At 68.1% G+C, this 15,792-nt stretch carries 14 protein-coding genes and 1 tRNA gene; 5 read left to right on the top strand and 10 right to left on the bottom strand.

The window, feature by feature from the left end:
- Window positions 1-124 precede the first annotated feature (124 nt).
- Window positions 125-1,534 (top strand): FAD-dependent oxidoreductase, encoded by a 1,410-nt coding sequence (locus AB0472_RS12660; protein ID WP_366355890.1) that lies wholly within the window; start codon window positions 125-127, stop codon window positions 1,532-1,534.
- A 55-nt stretch (window positions 1,535-1,589) separates the two neighbouring features.
- Here AB0472_RS12660 and AB0472_RS12655 read toward each other — a convergent pair whose 3' ends face one another.
- The 3 genes from AB0472_RS12655 to AB0472_RS12645 form a co-directional block, all read right to left on the bottom strand.
- Complete coding sequence (locus AB0472_RS12655; protein WP_366355888.1) at window positions 1,590-3,953, bottom strand: glycosyl hydrolase family 65 protein; 2,364 nt, start codon at window positions 3,951-3,953, stop codon at window positions 1,590-1,592.
- Entirely contained in the window at window positions 3,950-4,684 is a 735-nt protein-coding gene (locus AB0472_RS12650) for a beta-phosphoglucomutase family hydrolase (protein ID WP_366355887.1), read from the bottom strand. Before AB0472_RS12650 ends, AB0472_RS12655 begins: the two co-directional genes overlap by 4 nt.
- Before the next feature lie 183 nt (window positions 4,685-4,867).
- Window positions 4,868-5,254 carry a hypothetical protein gene (locus AB0472_RS12645; RefSeq protein WP_366355885.1) on the bottom strand — a complete coding sequence of 129 codons (387 nt, stop codon included), beginning with the start codon at window positions 5,252-5,254 and terminating at the stop codon, window positions 4,868-4,870.
- 574 nt (window positions 5,255-5,828) lie between these two features.
- Between AB0472_RS12645 and AB0472_RS12640 the strand changes: the two genes are divergently transcribed.
- Window positions 5,829-6,122 carry a hypothetical protein gene (locus AB0472_RS12640; RefSeq protein ID WP_366355883.1) on the top strand — a complete coding sequence of 98 codons (294 nt, stop codon included), beginning with the start codon at window positions 5,829-5,831 and terminating at the stop codon, window positions 6,120-6,122.
- 444 nt (window positions 6,123-6,566) lie between these two features.
- Here the strand turns inward: AB0472_RS12640 and AB0472_RS12635 are convergent, their stop codons facing one another.
- From AB0472_RS12635 to AB0472_RS12605, 7 genes are all read right to left on the bottom strand, one after another.
- Entirely contained in the window at window positions 6,567-7,628 is a 1,062-nt protein-coding gene (locus AB0472_RS12635) for a CU044_5270 family protein (RefSeq protein ID WP_366355882.1), read from the bottom strand.
- Entirely contained in the window at window positions 7,625-8,263 is a 639-nt protein-coding gene (locus tag AB0472_RS12630) for an RNA polymerase sigma factor (protein ID WP_366355880.1), read from the bottom strand. The genes AB0472_RS12635 and AB0472_RS12630 overlap by 4 nt, the downstream gene beginning before the upstream one ends.
- A gap of 993 nt (window positions 8,264-9,256) precedes the next feature.
- Window positions 9,257-9,673 carry a DUF2637 domain-containing protein gene (locus AB0472_RS12625; protein WP_366355878.1) on the bottom strand — a complete coding sequence of 139 codons (417 nt, stop codon included), beginning with the start codon at window positions 9,671-9,673 and terminating at the stop codon, window positions 9,257-9,259.
- A gap of 188 nt (window positions 9,674-9,861) precedes the next feature.
- A tRNA-OTHER gene (locus AB0472_RS12620) sits at window positions 9,862-9,937 on the bottom strand.
- 1,185 nt (window positions 9,938-11,122) lie between these two features.
- The gene (locus AB0472_RS12615; RefSeq protein ID WP_366355877.1) at window positions 11,123-11,392 is read right to left on the bottom strand and encodes a hypothetical protein; all 270 of its coding nucleotides are present in this window, start codon (window positions 11,390-11,392) and stop codon (window positions 11,123-11,125) included.
- 1,004 nt (window positions 11,393-12,396) lie between these two features.
- Window positions 12,397-13,074 (bottom strand): AAA family ATPase, encoded by a 678-nt coding sequence (locus tag AB0472_RS12610; RefSeq protein WP_366355875.1) that lies wholly within the window; start codon window positions 13,072-13,074, stop codon window positions 12,397-12,399.
- Window positions 13,071-13,829 carry a GntR family transcriptional regulator gene (locus AB0472_RS12605; protein ID WP_366355873.1) on the bottom strand — a complete coding sequence of 253 codons (759 nt, stop codon included), beginning with the start codon at window positions 13,827-13,829 and terminating at the stop codon, window positions 13,071-13,073. Before AB0472_RS12605 ends, AB0472_RS12610 begins: the two co-directional genes overlap by 4 nt.
- A 484-nt stretch (window positions 13,830-14,313) precedes the next feature.
- Between AB0472_RS12605 and AB0472_RS12600 the strand changes: the two genes are divergently transcribed.
- The 3 genes from AB0472_RS12600 to AB0472_RS12590 are packed head-to-tail and all read left to right on the top strand — an operon-like array spanning window position 14,314 to window position 15,790.
- Window positions 14,314-14,583 carry a DUF6284 family protein gene (locus AB0472_RS12600; RefSeq protein WP_366355871.1) on the top strand — a complete coding sequence of 90 codons (270 nt, stop codon included), beginning with the start codon at window positions 14,314-14,316 and terminating at the stop codon, window positions 14,581-14,583.
- Entirely contained in the window at window positions 14,580-15,452 is an 873-nt protein-coding gene (locus AB0472_RS12595) for a protein spdB (RefSeq protein WP_366355870.1), read from the top strand. Before AB0472_RS12600 ends, AB0472_RS12595 begins: the two co-directional genes overlap by 4 nt.
- Window positions 15,452-15,790 (top strand): RRQRL motif-containing zinc-binding protein, encoded by a 339-nt coding sequence (locus AB0472_RS12590; RefSeq protein ID WP_366355869.1) that lies wholly within the window; start codon window positions 15,452-15,454, stop codon window positions 15,788-15,790. The genes AB0472_RS12595 and AB0472_RS12590 overlap by 1 nt, the downstream gene beginning before the upstream one ends.
- Window positions 15,791-15,792 lie beyond the last annotated feature (2 nt).

The following is a 15,792-nucleotide window of genomic DNA, read 5'->3' as shown; positions in this document are numbered from 1 at the left end:
CGGTGCACGCAGGTAGTCCGCCGTCCGGCATGTCAGTCCCCACCGAGGACGCCCCAGGAGCCAGGAGTGATCTACCCCGACGACACGTGCCCCTCCTTTCCTTCGACGGACCGCGGCGGAGGGCATGCCATACAGGACGGAGATGGTCGACATGGTCGACCCGGTTGAGGAGTTCGACCTGCTCGTCGTAGGCGGCGGAAAGGCCGGCAAGACGCTGGCCATGGATTGGGCCAGGAGCGGCAAACGGGTCGCCATGGTAGAGCGGGGCATGATCGGCGGCACCTGCATCAACGTCGCCTGCATCCCCACCAAAGCTCTGGTAGCCAGCGCCCGCGCCATGCGCACCTTCGCCCGGGCGCGACAGCTGGGGTTTGTGACGGAAACCCCCGAGGCCAGCGCCGAACTGCTGCGCGCGCATAAGACCGGCGTGGTGGAAGGCATGGTCACCATCAATCACAAGCAGTTCGTCGACTCCGGCATGGACTTCATCCTCGGAGAGGCCCGCTTCACTGCGCAACGCACGGTAGCGGTGACCCTGAACAGCGGCGGCACCCGGAGACTGCGCGGCGCCGAAGCGGTCGTCAACACCGGGACGACCCCACTCCTGCCCGACATCCCAGGCCTGGCGGACGCGCGTGTCCTCACCAGTGAGACCCTGCTGCACCTGGAGCGGCTGCCGGAGCACCTGATCGTGATCGGCGGCGGCACGGTCGGTCTGGAGTTCGCGGACATGTTCGCGGCCTTCGGCAGCCGGGTGACCCTGGTGGCCCGGGGCCCGCGGCTGCTGGCGAGGGAGGACGAGGACATTGCGCAGGCGGTCACCAGCCTGCTGGCCGCCGGTGGCGTTGACGTACTCACCCACCGTTCCGCCACCTCCGTCCGACGGGGCGCGGACGGACGGGTCACTGTGGCACTGTCCGACGGCACGGTGCTGAGCGGCGACGAGGTGCTTGTCGCAGTCGGCCGCCGGCCCGTCACTGCCGGACTTGACCTCCCTGCCGCCGGGGTCCGGACCACAGCAGCCGGCTTCGTCGCCGTCGACGACCGCCTGGCCACCTCGGCCCCGCACACATGGGCCGCTGGAGACGTCGCCGGCAGCCCGCAGTACACGCACATCTCCCTGGACGACTACCGGATCCTCAAGGCCAACCTTGCCGGCGGTTCCCGCTCCACAAAGGACCGGCTTGTTCCCCACACCACTTTCCTCACCCCGGAACTGGCCCGCATCGGGCTCACGGAGTCCCAGGCCCGTGCCGCCGGACACCAGGTGCGCGTCGCCCGACTGCCGGTGGCCGCCATCCCGCGGGCGCGTACGATGCGGGATACGGACGGCCTCTGGAAGGCCGTGGTCGACGCCCGCACCGACCGCATCCTGGGCGTGGCCCTCCTGGGCCCGGAGAGTGGCGAGACCCTCACCACAGTGCAGACCGCCATGCTCGCCGATCTCCCCTACACCGCCCTCCGCGACATGATTATCACGCACCCCACCATGACCGAAGGACTGAATCTTCTCTTCGCCGTACTCCAGGACTGACGAGGTGACCGCGTTGTGGGTAGGAGTCGTCTGGAGGTGTGTCGGCGCCCGGCTGTCACTGCCCTCCGCGTTGCTGCCGAGGGTGACCAGGGCGGCGGCCCTGCGGCTGTTCGGGGGTTGGGCGCACGGTCGAGTCGGGGACGGGGCGGCTCACAGGGGAGCCGACGGTGAGGGTGAGTGCTTCGCCGTGGTGCCGGACCGTCATCGTCGTGCCGGTCAGCAGGGTGTAGGTGACGGTCCCTGTCCTGATCTCCACGCGCAGGCGGCGGCCCCAGATCCCCATGTGGAAGGTGAGCCGGCTGAGATTCTCGGGTAGCCGGGGCATGAACGACAGCGTGTCGCCGTTGTGGCGCATGCCTCCGAAGCCGCAGACCAGGGCCATCCAGGTTCCGGCCAGTGAGGCGATGTGCAGCCCGTCCCGAGTGTTGTTCTCCAGGTCAGTCAGGTCCATCAGTGCCGCTTCTACGACGTAGTCGTAGGCAAGGCGCTCATGGCAGACCTCCGCTGCTATGACCGCTTGGCAGCATGCGGACAGTGACGAGTCGCGGACCGTCAGCGGTTCGTAGTAGGCGAAGTTGCGGGCCTTTTGCTCGGTGTCGAAAGACTGGTCGCACGTGTACATGGCCAGTACCAGGTCCGCCTGCTTCACCACCTGCTTGCGGTAGATGTCAAAGTAGGGGAAGTGCAGCAGCAAGGGGTACTGGTCGGGCCGGGTGGCGGCGAAATCCCATGGCTGGTGGCGGGTGAACCCGGCATGCTGCTCGTGCACCTGCAGTTCGTCGTTGTAGGGCAGGTGCATGGCCTCCGCGGCGTCGCGCCAAGCTGCTGTCTCCTCGTCGTCCACGCCAAGAGCCGCCGCCTGGTGGGGATTGCGTTCGGCGCTGCCGGCCGCTCCGCGCAGGTTCCTGGCGGCCATGAGGTTGGTGTAGACGTTGTCGTCGGTGACCGCGCTGTACTCGTCCGGACCGGTCACGCCGTCGATGTGGAAGGTGCCACGGTGGTCGTGATGGCCCAGCGACATCCACAGCCGGGCCGTCTCCACGAGGAGTTCCACCCCACTGGTCTGCTCGAAGTCCTGGTCGCCGGTGGCGGAGACGTAGCGGATGACGGCGTCCGCGATATCGGCGTTGACATGGAACGCGGCGGTGCCGGCCGGCCAGTAGGCGGTGCACTCCGAACCCTCGATAGTCCGCCATGGGAATGCTGCTCCGCGCAGCCCGAGCTGCCGCGCCCGGTCCCGGGCCGCCGGCAGGGTGCTTTGCCGCCAGCGCAGCGCCTCGGCTACGGCTCCGGGCGAGGTGTAGGTGAGCAGCGGCAGGACGAAGGTCTCGGTGTCCCAGAACGAGTGGCCGTCGTAGCCGGTGCCGGTCAGCCCCTTGGCGGGGATGGCCCGCTGCTCGGCGCGTGCGCCGGCTTGCAGCACGTGGAACAGTGCGAACCGCACGGCTTGCTGGATTTCCTCGTCTCCGTCAACTTCGACATCGGAGCGTGCCCAGAACTCGTCGAGGTAGTGCCGCTGCTCGTCCACCAGTCCTTGCCAGCCGGTGCTGCCGGCTGCTGCGAGCGCGGCTTCCACCTGGTCCCGTACCGCGGGCAAGGAACGGATGCGTGACCAGCCGTAGGCGACCAGCTTGTTGATCCTCAGCTGCTGGCCGGGGGCCAGCAGCGAGGTGACCGTCAGGCGCGCGACATCGTCGTTGCTCTCGACACTGGTCTGCGTCTGCACGGGCCCCCGCACGGTGTGGTCGGCTGCGGCCGCGACCCGGAGCTTGCTGTTGCGCGTGCAGTGGATCAGGCTCAGACGGTTTCCCAGCGCTTGGTTCTCTTCCGCATCGAGTGGCGACTCCAGGGCCGCAGCGGCGCGGGGATCGCCCGCGACCGCGGGAAGTTGTTCGTTGGCGACGAGTTCGGACTGCACCACGATGCGCACTGGGGTGTCGACGGCTTCGACTTCGTAGGCGACGGCGGCTATGGAGCGCTGGGTGAAGGAGACCATCCGAGTGGAGCGCACCCGGACCGTGTGGCCCGCCGGCGAGGTCCACGTACAGCTGCGGTGGAGAAGACCGGCACGCAGGTCCAGCACACGCTCGTGAGCGCGGAGCCTGCCGTAGCGCAGGTCGAAGGGCTCGTCGTCGACCAGCAACCGCAGAATTTTTCCGTTGGTGACGTTGATCGCGGTCTGGCCGGACTCGGGGTAGCCGTACCCTCCTTCCGCGTAGGGCAACGGGTGCAACTCGTGAAAGCCGTTGAGGTAGGAGCCGGGCAGCCCGTGAGGCTCGCCCTCGTCCAGGTTTCCGCGCCAGCCGACATGACCGTTGGAGAGCGCGAAGACCGATTCGCTCTGTGGCAGCAGATCCAAGTTGAGGGGCGTTTCCTTCAGGGCCCAGGGATCGACGGCGAAACAAGTGTCTGTGATCATCCCAGGCGCTCCAGCTCCGCGAGGTCCTGCACGACGATGTCAGCGCCGTGGGCGCGCAGGGCGTCCGCCTGGCCGACCCGGTCGACCCCTACGACATAGCCGAAGTGGCCCGACCGGCCGGCGTCCATCCCGGCGAGTGCGTCCTCGAAAACAGCCGACACCCGGGCTGTGACGCCCAGGTCATGGGCGGCGGCCAGGAACGTGTCGGGATGCGGTTTGCCGGGAAGCCCGCGCTCCGCGGCCACCAGCCCGTCGATGCGCACGTCGAACAGGGCTTCGGCCCCCACCGACACCAGGATCTCCCGGCAATTCGCGCTGGAGGACACCACGCCTGTCTTCAGGCCGTGCTGCCGGACCGTCCGGATATAGCGCATGGTGCCCGGGTATGATTCGGCACCTTTCGTGCGGATCTTCTCCAGCAACAGATCGTTCTTGCGATTCCCTAGACCCTGCACCGTATCCCCCTCGTCGTCCGGGGATCCCTCGGGGAGCTTGATACCGCGCGAGGCGAGGAAGCTGCGCACCCCGTCGGTGCGCGGCTTTCCGTCCACGTACTCGTCATAGTCCTGGACGGCGTCGAACGGCGTGAAGCCGGATCCGTCGTGCCGGAGGAGGAAGTCGTCGAACGTCTGCTTCCACGCGGCCGCATGTATGACGGCCGTCTTCGTGATGACACCGTCCAGATCGAACAGGCACGCTTCAACCGATTCCGGCAGGCCGTACTGGGTCATTGAGTACACCCTCCCGGAGAACGTGACCTGCTCGGCAGAGGGCATTGCGATGTTCTGCCGCGCTGCGCTGGGGGCCTTGCCCGGCGTGCGGCAACTTCCCGGCTGCGCCCGTGCCCATGAATTACGATCCTCCCGGTTCCGGTCGGGTGCAACAGACGAGCGCCCCGGGGCCGCCGGGGTGTATCAGTCTCTCCACACAGTGCACACGCAGCTCGCGGTCGATGGTGGCGTTGGCCTGCCCGTCGGTCGATTTCCAGGTTCGGGCAGTTCGTGGGCGCCCTCGGTGCGGAAGGCGTCGAGCATCAGGTGGAGGTGGCGGCGCCAGGCTCGGGGGGCGATGGTGCGGGTGGCCTGGATGATCCCGGCCTGGGACCAGATCACGAAGGCGATGTCCTGCGCGGTGACGTCGCCGCGCAGGACGCCCTGCTCCTGGGCGTTGCGCATGATCCGGCTGCGGAGTTCCTCGGCGCGGTCATGCATCTCGCGGCCGTCCGCGTGAAGGGGCAGCCGTGCCGAGACCAGGTCGTTGAAGGCGCGGTCGCAGGCCTGCAGCCGGCAGAGATTCTCCATGGAGCGGCAGAACCCCTCCCCGGCGTCGTCATGGCCGCGGCTTCTTCCGCAGCGACGAGTAGCTCCGTGTTTCTTCGCGTTGAAAAGCGTTTCGACCAAAGCGAGACGGGTGGGGAAGTGGCGGTAGAGCGTGCCGATCGCCGCACCGGCCTCGCGGGCGCCACCCTCCAGGGACGCCGTTAGGCCAGGCCCAGACCCTGCTCGGAGAAGGCCGTGCGGGCTGCGGCCACGATTGCGCCCCTGTTGCGCCGCGCGTCACGGCACAGAGGTTTCGCCGGTGACTCGCTCAGGGACGGGGCGTGGTGGTGGCTCACGGCTCGACAGTAACATGAGGCACCCCTCCACTTGGATTGTCGCAATGTTTCCGATCGCAATCTCACACCTCCGACGTGCCGTGACGAGCCTCACTGCAAATATGAGGCACCCCTCGGGTACGGTGGCGGAGTCAACATGAGGCACCCCTCCGGATGACCTTGAGCCAGCCGACTGACCCGGGATCTCCGGATCTCGGTTCACATGGAAGCGGCGCCCGCCGGATCGGCGAAGACGCGGCAGTTCTGTAAGGGAAATGACCATGAGCAGCATGACGAAGCGTCTCTCGATCGCCCTCGCCTCCACCGCACTGGCCGGCGGAGCCCTTCTCGGGGCCGGCGGCTCGGCGTCGGCAGCCACGACTTCGGTGCCCGTGCAGCACAAGCAGCACGTGTCCGTACAGGCCACGGCCCACAAGGGCGAAGCGGCCCCGTGGCACGGCGTCAGCGCCGCCCGCTGGTACCGGGACCAGGTCGACGAGGCGGCGTCGTGGCACGGTGTCACTGCCGCCCGCTGGTACGAAGACCAGGTCGCGTGGTCCCTGAACCACAGCTGACGCGGCCCGGACCGCCCACTCCGGAACGGCGGCAGCGGCCCGGACAGCAGCACGGCCGCCCCCCATTGCTGTTTTCGTGGCCGCGCAACGCGGTTACCGGCCTTCGGAGTTGGCATGACTACCTCCCCTTGTCGAGTGCATGGCCCGGGGGGTGTCACCAACTCCGAAGGCACTGACAGACCGCTCATGTGGGGCATGACCACCGGGCCCGGCTCACCCACCGCTCCTCATGCCCGACCACGACGGTGAACCACCGGTGGTGCAAGGGATATTGATCCGGCTGAAGGTGAGGTCGAGCATCTGCCGGCGGACGAGCCCTTGCCGCCCTGTCAGACGATGTTGCCTCCGCTCAGGCCAGGCCGTATGGGTGCCAGGCCGGTGGTGAGATGGGTCCGCCCGACCGCTGACTGATGGTCAGCAGCCGGGCGTGGGGTGGTGTGCGGGTCAGGCGCGGGCGCCTGCGGGCAGGTCACCCATCTTGTTCACGACGGCGCGGGAGAGGATCGCGCTGGTGCCGGTGAGCATGCCTGCCTTGCCCATCGAGGTGTCCTTGATGAGGTAGCTGCGCTCGCCGAGGAACAGGTGGGTGTTGCGGTCGAAGATGTACTCGGTGCGTTCGCCGTTGGAGACGTGGGCGATGGCTTCGCCATGGCGGCCGGCCGCGTCCGTGGCGTCCTCGACGAGGACGACGCCGGGGATCTTCGCGGCGGCCCGCCAGATTGCGGAGGCCGTCTCACCGGGGACGATCGACTCGGATACGGTCTCGCCGATCCAGTTGAACGCGGCGGCGTCCTTGCCCGGAGCCTCGCCGCGGGTGGCGGAGTAGATCTGCTTCAGCAGCGCGTCGGGGTTCGTCGACAGCGACGCGATCTGCGGGACGGTGCCCGGCCTGGCGGGCTGCGACTGTGCGCCGGGATTGACCACACCCTTGCCGCTGTTGTGGATGGTGATGTTCTGGCCGCCCTCGTGGATGAGGCCGTCCTTGGAGGGGTCGGCGGCCAGCCACACTTCGCGCTGGTGGACGGCGTCGAGCTTGGCCGCGCCGCCGATGGTGCGCTGCTTGACCTGGTGGGTGAAGCCGACCTCGCTCTTGACGTAGATGAACTGGTGGGCGCCGACGGTCGGGGTCTTCTGCTTGCCGGCCGCGTCCGCGACCTGGCTGAGGAAGGCGGTGGCACCGCGGGCGGAGGCGGGCTGCACGGTGATGACCGAGGCCATGGCCACACTGTCGTCGGCGGGGGTCGCGCCGGAGCCGGTGACGCTGACGGCGACGGCTGCGGCGACAGCCAGGGCCGCGACCGGCGCGGCTACCAGGCTCCAGCGCGGCATACCGCGCTTCGCTGCGGGAGACGGCTGCGTCCGCGCGCCGGTCTGGGTGACTTCCTGCATCAGATATTCCTCAAGACGTTGAGACCGGGCGGGAGAGAGACCTGGTGTGCCGGGGCGCGGCAGCAGGTGCGACAGCTCCTGGCGCTCGGCCTCGTCACCATGCTTCGGAGCGTTCATCGGGCTTTCTCCTGTATCGACCGGACCGCGGGTGTGCGGTCGCCCTGTATCTGTCGGACGGGCGCAGGGGGTTCCACTCTTTTTTTCACGTGCTTCAGTTCCTGCTCGGTCAGTTTGAGCAGACGCCCCCGTGCGCGTGACAGGCGGGAGCGGACGGTGCCGACCGGGACGCCCAGGGCCTGGGCCGCCGCGGCGTAGCTGAGGTCGGACCAGACGCACAGCATGAACACATCGCGGTCCCCGCGGCGCAGCCTGGCCACCGCCGCTCTGGCGGCCGCGAGCCTTTCGCTGTCGTCGATGCGATCGGCGACCTCGTCGGCAATATCCGGGACGGTCTCGGGTGCGGGGAAGCGGGTCAGGGTCTGCTGGTGTTTGCGCGCTGCGCGGCCGCGGTTACGCAGGACGTTGGTGGCGATGCCGTAGACCCAGGGGCGGAGGCTCTCGTCGCCCTGCTCCAGCCGCTCCCGCAGACGCCACACCTCCAGGAACGTCAGCGACATCGCGTCCTCGGCGGCCGACCAGTCGCCCGTGGCACGGTAGGCGTGCGCGTAGATCGCCCGGCCCAGTTCCTGGTACAGCTGGCGGAAGGCTTCTGGATCGCCGGCTCGCAGACGAGCTCGCAAGGATTGCTTCACGCAGGTACCTGTCGAATACACGGGGCCAGTTCCCGTGAGGTGGATCACAGTCGGATGAGGCACAGCAGGATGTCGGCATCCCGGTGGCTCTGCTCGATCAGAGGCCTCACGCGCCCCATTGCCGCCGACCTCGGTGGCAGCGCCACGATATGTTGTTGAAGTGTAAACTATCTGCCTTGGTGTCCGCTCCCGTGCGGCCTGCACGAGCGGTGTGTGCCGACCGCGTCAAGCCGTCACCGGGCACGGTCGCTCGGTGGAGCCGACGCTGGAGTGGAACTCGGCCCGGCCGCCGGCGGAGTTGCCGAGCAGGCCCCCCTCGCGACCAAGCAGCACTCGCCCACGCGCTGGACGCGGGCTGTCATCGGTTCCGTGGCTTTCGAACCAGCCGTCCGTACTGCTCGGCTCACCGAAACCGCGGTCCGCCCGACTGCACCCCGGTGGCGTCTCAGCCAGGCGCCATGAGCGAACCACCGGCCAGCCGCAACGACCCGCGCACGACTGGAGCATCAGGCATAGCTCTGAGCCCGGTACGTCTCCAAGCGGCCCGGAGGGAGCCACCCCTCCTTTTTTGATCACCGGCCCAGCGACCCGGCGAAGGTTCGCGGTCACAGCACTGGGCGCCGGAGACGACTTCGGCCCGCACGCCCGGGTGCGGATCCGGCGGAAGTCGCCGCGCAGGCTGTCGATCCGCCGGGGCTGTGCCTTCACCCAGGACCTCGACGATGTTCTCGAAGGCCGTGGCGCAGAGCGAGGCAACGCCGTCCGGCGCACTGCTGGTGGCCTGGTCGAAGCAGTCGGGCAGCGGGTGCTCCTGGTGGGTCCTGTCCATCCAAGCCGCAACCCGATCCAGCTCGGCGCCCGTCGGCGTGCTGTTGCTGGAAGTGCTCCCGCATAGCCTGCTCAGCATTCGGCTCGGCCTTGGGCTGTACGGCCGTCGAGGGCCGAGAGTTGCTGGTCACGTCCTCGTTCCCAGCGAGAGTGTCTCGCTGCTGCTCAGCAGGCAGGTCTCGCATGGCTTCCGTCCTGGCCCGCTGTGCGTGAGGCGACTGACAGCCGGGGCTCGCACCGCGCTCTCGCTCGACTCTCGATCACCGGACCGGTGCGCGAGAAGCTCAACCGAGAACAACAGGGCGACCGGCGGCCATCCCGCGACCAGCACCGGCTGCCGAGCGAGAGCGGGCGCTGCCGCGATGATGGCCGCAAGGGGGACACCCCGATGCCGAGCAGGAACGCCATCCACACCACATGACGCGCCCGGCGGCTCGCGTGCCGAGGAGGCTTGAGCAGGCCGACCGTAGCCAGGAACAACAATCCGTGGACCGACAACGGCCACAGCGCGGCGCTCGCCCCGTCTGCCCCGCCCCGAAGAGCGAACGACCGCTGATGAACGTAGGAGGCATACGCGGCCACCGATGCCACCACCAGGGCGCAGCCTCGTCGTACCCGGGTCTCAAGGTCAACCGCGCGAGAACTGTCCCGTCGGGGCTCGTCGGCGGCCCTCGTCGAGGCCCACCGCCCCTGCGGCGCGGCCGTGGGACCGCAACCGTAGCCGAGACCACGAGTCACGGGCCCTGCGGGCAGGTTGCCTATTTCGTCGGAGCCCCCTGTCGGATTCGAACCGACGACCTTCGCTTTACAAGTTCCCCCCAGCGACACACCAGCCATGGATCTGGCTCGCCCGCCTGCTCGACATGGTCCATGGCTGGTTCGTCCAGTACGGCATCGTGCGCCGGTGTTGCCGTCAAGAAGCGCCGTCAGACCACTGGGCTTGAGCTGAGGTTTCGTCGGCGGAAGAGGGTCTGTCGCGAAGCGGGAGGAGCGGCCTACTGTGGGCGGCTGCGTACATCGTTCAGGAGCCGAGCGAACTCATCCGGGTCGTCCCTGCGCAAGCGTTTGAGGCTCCGTAGTTCCCACGCGCCGGCGCTTCCGTGTCGGCGGCTGACCATCTGCAACAGCTCGGCCGGTGACACAGTGGCGTCCCTGGACTCACTGCCGGCCGCCTTGTCGCGCGGCCTCTCTCCCGTTGTCAGAGTGGCCCGCTTCCGTGTTCCGTCTCGCCTGATACTTCCTCGGGCTTCATCGTTGACCACTTGGCGAGAATACGGCGGCGCCTGCTGTAGGTGTAAGTACGGAGACAGAACCCCTGGAGTTCCTCAACTGTGCTTCGCCGATGGGCGCCTGCGCCGCTGAAGCACGCGCCACCGCTGAGCAGGGGCGGAGCGGTCGTCGTCTGTCGTCATCTGTCGTCGTCGGCCACCCTCGGACGGCCCACAGACGGCCCAGGGCCTACACGGTCGGCGGAGTCTCACGAGCCCAGTCGAAGGGCATCGGCGCGCCCTGCGGGATCGCCCAAGGGTGGGGGTAGCGAGCCCGGCAATGGGTGCAGCGCGCGACGAACGGCCCGACCTCGGGGTTCGTAAGAACGCTGTAGTGGCTGGATGGGTGAGCCGGGAGCATGTGCCCGTTTGCCGTCGTCTCCAAGCCGGGCCACTCCGGCGAACATTGGCACGGGCGCTCTACCGCGAACGGCTCGCCGTCAGGGGCCTTGGCCGTGCTCTTGAAGAGCTTGGCGAAGTTCTCGCGTATCGACACGGCGGCGGCCTCCCGTTCGCTGGCGCCCGACTCTTGGGGCCACCAGACAGTAACCGAGCCCGGCGAAGCCCCACTCACCGAGTGAAGCCGGCGGGCGCCGTTCATCGGCTGAAGAACGGCGCCCGCACTGGCCACAGAGTTTGAGATCTGACCTCATCCGTATCAGGTCGATCACGGCCCCCGGGTAGGTGGAGAGATCCAAGCCGGGCGACGGTCTATCGACCGCTGGGGGCCGTTCGCGTTCCTTGGCGTTCGCCGCTGTTGGTGTCAGCTACTGGTGTCAGGCGCGCCGACGGGCTTGACACGCCGCTGCGGAAGCCAATCGACGAGCGCTTGCACGACGACCAGAACGGTCACCGCGATGACCAGCCATGTCGCCTGACGCAGAGCACCTGTCATCGTGTCGCCGTTGATCACGCACGCCATGATCACAGCCAGCGGGATCATGATTTTCTTGCAGCTGTCAGTCCCACGTGCGACAGTTTCAAGCAGGTGGGTGTCGAGCACCGACAGTCCACCAAGGCCCGGGATGGGCATACGTCCTCCTTGGTTGTCAGAAGGGCGCGCCCGGATCCTCTTCCCAAAGGCGGGCGCGTCCTTCGGTGTTGATGCTCCAACGGTATGGCACGACGCTGACACGTTGGCCCGCTCAGTCCTCTTCTCGCTAATGTCGAGGAACTTGTCGTCCACGTACAGGATGTCGTGCCCGATGTCCCACGGACCGCTTGCCCGGGTTCGCAGTGACCTGCGGAAACGCACCGCCATATCACACCCTACTGACAATGACGGCGCCCAAACGACCTGCAAATCTCGTGTCACACACCCAATTGCGCAACATGTCCGTATTTTTTGAGTGACTGGGATCACAAAAATAATCGAGGGGTCCGGCGGCCCCGTATCCTCGCCCACCACTCACCCCAGCTCCCATCCCGTCCGCCGTCGACCCACACACCGTGGAGCGGGCGTGGTTCAGGGCGTCCAGGTGGAGCGCGCCACTGTACGAACGACCTGGACGCCCTGGGCCGCGTCTGCTCGGCTCTGCCTGGGTCGACGGTGGTCGGGATGGGAGCATCCCACGCACGCCCCTACGGACCCGCGGTCGGCGACGGCGCCCCCTCCATCCCGGTGCCGGCCGATCCCCCGCCGGAGGCATTGTCTTGACCGCGGGCCGCTCTATGCGGTGATCGACTCATGGCTTCCGGCCCTATCCACATGTGGGCGCGCGTCGGCGCAGCGCGGGCGGAGCGGGCCGAAGGCAGGAGCGGCGCCCGGAGCGGAGCCGGGAAGCGCGCCCGGCGGAGCGGAGCGCAGCCGGGGCTTGATGAAGTAGGGAGGCTCTCGCCGAGGCAAGAAGGCTTCCGTACTCGCTTTCGAGATCTGTTCGTGCTGGTCAGGGCATGATCCAGACCCGTTCAGCCCCGTTCATTGCCGTACTCCGGTCCGACGCCTGAACCGTCGTGGACGACTCCGGACGGGGTGAATGAGACGGAAACTGAGACGGAGAGCCGCAGGGCTGACCTGCGCGTTAGGCCCGTAGAGAGTCAGGGGCGGGAGGCTTCCATGGCCGCGATCACGGCCGCAGAGTCACCCGTGTAGACGACGTGCGGTTCGTCTGCCTGCGGGGGGACGAATCGGGTCCGGTACCGCTGGAGGTCGCTCTCCGAGAAGTAGATCGAATTTGGATCGTCCGCATGGAACTCGTTGCGCTTGCTGACCCTTGCCCAGAGCTCGTCATGGCCGACTGGGAGGTAGACCAGTACGGGGGTGGCTCCGGCGTCGGTGGCGATGGTTCGCCATTCGGCACGGACTTCCGGGGTCCAAAAGCCGTGGTCAACGACGACGTCGTCGCCGGCCTTTAGGTGCTCCCTGAGTTCGACTGCCACGTCTTCGAGCACCGGACGTTCAAGAACAGGGAAGACGCCGCGCGGAAAGTCCACGCCGTACACGCCGTGTCGCCGGTACATCTCTTCGTCCGGGCACAGCCGAACGAACCCACGAGCCGTGAGCGCGCGCGAGAGCGTGGTCTTGCCGGAGCCGGGAAGGCCGGTCATCAGGACGCAGAACGGTGGATGTGGTGGCATCGGTCTCGCCATGGTCTGGGAGATGGTGGCCATCTCCGCTTCGCCTTCGAGCGTGATTGTGCCAGCCCTGCGGGCCGCAAGCAGTGCCCCTAGGCGATCTTCGAGCACGCTCGCGAGCGTGTCATCCATCACGGTCATGAGGCCACCTCGGATTCCGTGCGCCATGTTCGGCCGGGGCCCCCGAGGTCTACGCCGTACTCCACGATGTCCCCCTCGCTGTTCACGAACTTCGCCGTCATGACGACGACTGGGTCGGTCGGCGGGTGTTCGGGGTCCAACTCCAAGAGCTGTGCGTACTCCCGCGTCAGCAGGCGGGCCGAGGCTGTGTCGATGCGGTGGCTGATGGGGTGACCGGTTGCTTGGGCGATGAGCTGAAGTGAGGTACCTCCGGTTAGGCGCTCACTCGCCGCGAGCTGGGGGATCAGCTTCCCGTATCGAGCGGGAATCCACGACGTGCTGTGGGCGACGATGCCGTGCCGGTCTCGGTAGACCCGGCTTCGGCGGATCACGTCGGAGCCAGGCTGAATGTCCAAGGCTTGCGCCACTTCGGCGGGCGCGGACACGACGGCTGCCTGATGCGAGTCAGACCTTTCGCCTGATCCCCAGCTAGACCCGGTGCGGTGTCCTCGGTCCTGACGCTGGGCCCCCGAAGACATCGGGGCCGGCTGGTCCAAGACCTCCGTTCCGATGCCGTGGATCCCGCGCACCAGTCCCTCGTTGCGCAGCTTGCGCAGCGCTTTCTCGGCCGTCGCGGTGCTCACTTTCCACTCTTCCGCGAGGTTCTTGATGCTGGGCAAGAGGGTTCCTGGCTCTAGCTGACCAGACGTAATCAGCTCCGTGTAGTGGGCGGCAATCTTCGCGTACGGCGCCCGATTGTCGGCCTGGCCTGCCATATCGCTTGCTCCCTTTCGTTACTTCCCTGAGGTTCCCTACCTTACCGCTTGACACCGCAGGGAACCCTAGGGAACCTTAGGGATGTGCCCGCCGGTCACTTCGGGGAACGGCGGTCGCTGAACCTCGGCACACCTATGTGCAAAACGGACGTGAACCGAGGGTTGCGCAAACGCCCGGAGGGCTCCGTGAAACGGGCTCGAAGGAAGCGACAGCCGTTTGAGAACTCAACAGAGAGCTGATGAGGAAGACCGCCCCGCCTCTGCGAGCAAGAGGGCGGCGCTCGCGGGTTTTGTCCCTGCGTGCGAGTACAGCGCTATCCGACCTTTCCGCAGCTCAGCGCTGCGGCCGGTTGCCTCCGCTGCACGTCTCGTACGTGCGGCGTTGAGGGGAGCCGGATCTACCGACTTCAACGGCGCGCGGCCCCGGTGCGGGAACACCGGGGCCGCTGTTCGGGCCGTTCCTATCGGAGAGGAACACGACCCAATGAAGCACATCGTCACAGTTCAGGACGCTGTTACCGAGTTCGCCGACTGGGGCGAGCCGACGGACGCGGAACTGGACGCGATCGAGCAGGAGATGCCCGTCATCCTGGCGGACGTCGACCTGTTGGACGCCTACATCATCACCCTGGACCGCACCCCGACCGAGCTGGACGCGCGCCGGATCCGCCGGGCCCGTCACCGCGCGCTCGCCGCCCGCGTCGCCCTGATCAACCGCACCGCGAGCGAGACCCTGCCCGGCGGTGCCGCATGAGGAACCTCAACGCCAAGACCCTGTTGACCGTGCTGCCGGCGGTCGCGATGACCGCCGTGTCCATGGTGCTCACCCTGGCCGTGGTCATGATGTGGCTGGGTGCGGCCGTGCCCTGGTACGTCGCCCTGGTCGTCGGGTTGGGTATCGACGGCGGATGGCTCGCCACCCTCGCCTATGAGCGCCGCCTGGCCGCGCAGGGCGACCACAGCAACGCCGTGACCGCCGTCGGCTGGTCGTTCGGCGCGGTCGCCTCCGGTGTCCTGGTCACCCACGCCGTGACTGCCGAGACGTCGATGGGGGCGTGGCTGGCGGTGGCGTGGCTGCCGATCGCCGCCAAGATGCTGTGGCTGGTCCACGGACTGTGGGAGCGCACGGCGCTCACCCCGGCCGCGCTGGACACGATCCGGGGCATTCAGCAGGAAGCCCGCGACGACGCGGCCGTAGCCCGCGCCCGTCTGCGGGCCGAAGCATCCACCGAGGAGACGCGGCTGACGGCCGTGACCGAGGCGGGCGCCCGCGTCGCACGCGTCCAGGCCAAGACCGCAGAGACCCTGGCCGGGGCGTGGTCGACGCTGGAGACGGCCCGCAAGGGTGAGAGCACCGGACGGGCCCTGACCAGCGTGACGAGCCGCGTCACACCCGACGTCACACCCTCGTGGGAGCTCCCGGTGTGGGGCCTCTCCGAGCCGGTTGCGGCGCTGGAGCAGGCGCCCGCGCTCAGTGACGCGGCACTCGACACGCTGGTCGATGAGATCCGGCACAGCGAGCAACCGCCGCTCTCGTACCGGGAGATGGCCACCCGCTTCCGCACCGCCGGCCACTCCGCCTCCGAGGTCCGCCTCAGGGCCGCCTGGAAGCGCGTCATCTGATGGCCGCGCTGCCGGTGTTCCGGTGGCACCTGGCACCGGATGGCTACGCCACCCGCCGCCAACTCCGGGCCCGCAACCTCCGACCCGGTGGCCAGCAGGTGGCCGCGCAGCTCGAACGCCCCCGCCGCCGGCGCCCCCCGCTGGTCGCCTACCTCTACCGCGTCGACCTGGCCAAACCGGTCCGCCCTATGACGCCGGCCAGGTGGGCGGCGCTCGCCAAGGCCAATGCCGCCCGCCGCACCTGCCCCGCCTGCCGGCGCGACGCCGGCTACTGCATCCCCCGCTCTCACGGCATCTGCGGCATCTGCCTGGCCACCGAAGAGCAGCACGCCGCCTGATC

This window comes from Streptomyces sp. NPDC086777 (genome assembly GCF_040702065.1).
Classification (GTDB): Bacteria; Actinomycetota; Actinomycetes; order Streptomycetales; family Streptomycetaceae; genus Streptomyces.
The sequence above is the reverse complement of the archived record's forward strand: the minus strand, read 5'-3'. Positions and strand labels throughout refer to the sequence as shown.

Bases quoted from the DNA above. Each gene is read 5' to 3' on its own strand.
- AB0472_RS12660 (WP_366355890.1), top strand. From the start codon at position 125: ATGCCATACAGGACGGAGATGGTCGACATGGTCGACCCGGTTGAGGAG.
- AB0472_RS12655 (WP_366355888.1), bottom strand. From the start codon at position 3,953: ATGATCACAGACACTTGTTTCGCCGTCGATCCCTGGGCCCTGAAGGAA.
- AB0472_RS12650 (WP_366355887.1), bottom strand. From the start codon at position 4,684: ATGACCCAGTACGGCCTGCCGGAATCGGTTGAAGCGTGCCTGTTCGAT.
- AB0472_RS12645 (WP_366355885.1), bottom strand. From the start codon at position 5,254: ATGGAGAATCTCTGCCGGCTGCAGGCCTGCGACCGCGCCTTCAACGAC.
- AB0472_RS12640 (WP_366355883.1), top strand. From the start codon at position 5,829: ATGAGCAGCATGACGAAGCGTCTCTCGATCGCCCTCGCCTCCACCGCA.
- AB0472_RS12635 (WP_366355882.1), bottom strand. From the start codon at position 7,628: ATGAACGCTCCGAAGCATGGTGACGAGGCCGAGCGCCAGGAGCTGTCG.
- AB0472_RS12615 (WP_366355877.1), bottom strand. From the start codon at position 11,392: ATGCCCATCCCGGGCCTTGGTGGACTGTCGGTGCTCGACACCCACCTG.
- AB0472_RS12610 (WP_366355875.1), bottom strand. From the start codon at position 13,074: ATGACCGTGATGGATGACACGCTCGCGAGCGTGCTCGAAGATCGCCTA.
- AB0472_RS12605 (WP_366355873.1), bottom strand. From the start codon at position 13,829: ATGGCAGGCCAGGCCGACAATCGGGCGCCGTACGCGAAGATTGCCGCC.
- AB0472_RS12600 (WP_366355871.1), top strand. From the start codon at position 14,314: ATGAAGCACATCGTCACAGTTCAGGACGCTGTTACCGAGTTCGCCGAC.
- AB0472_RS12595 (WP_366355870.1), top strand. From the start codon at position 14,580: ATGAGGAACCTCAACGCCAAGACCCTGTTGACCGTGCTGCCGGCGGTC.
- AB0472_RS12590 (WP_366355869.1), top strand. From the start codon at position 15,452: ATGGCCGCGCTGCCGGTGTTCCGGTGGCACCTGGCACCGGATGGCTAC.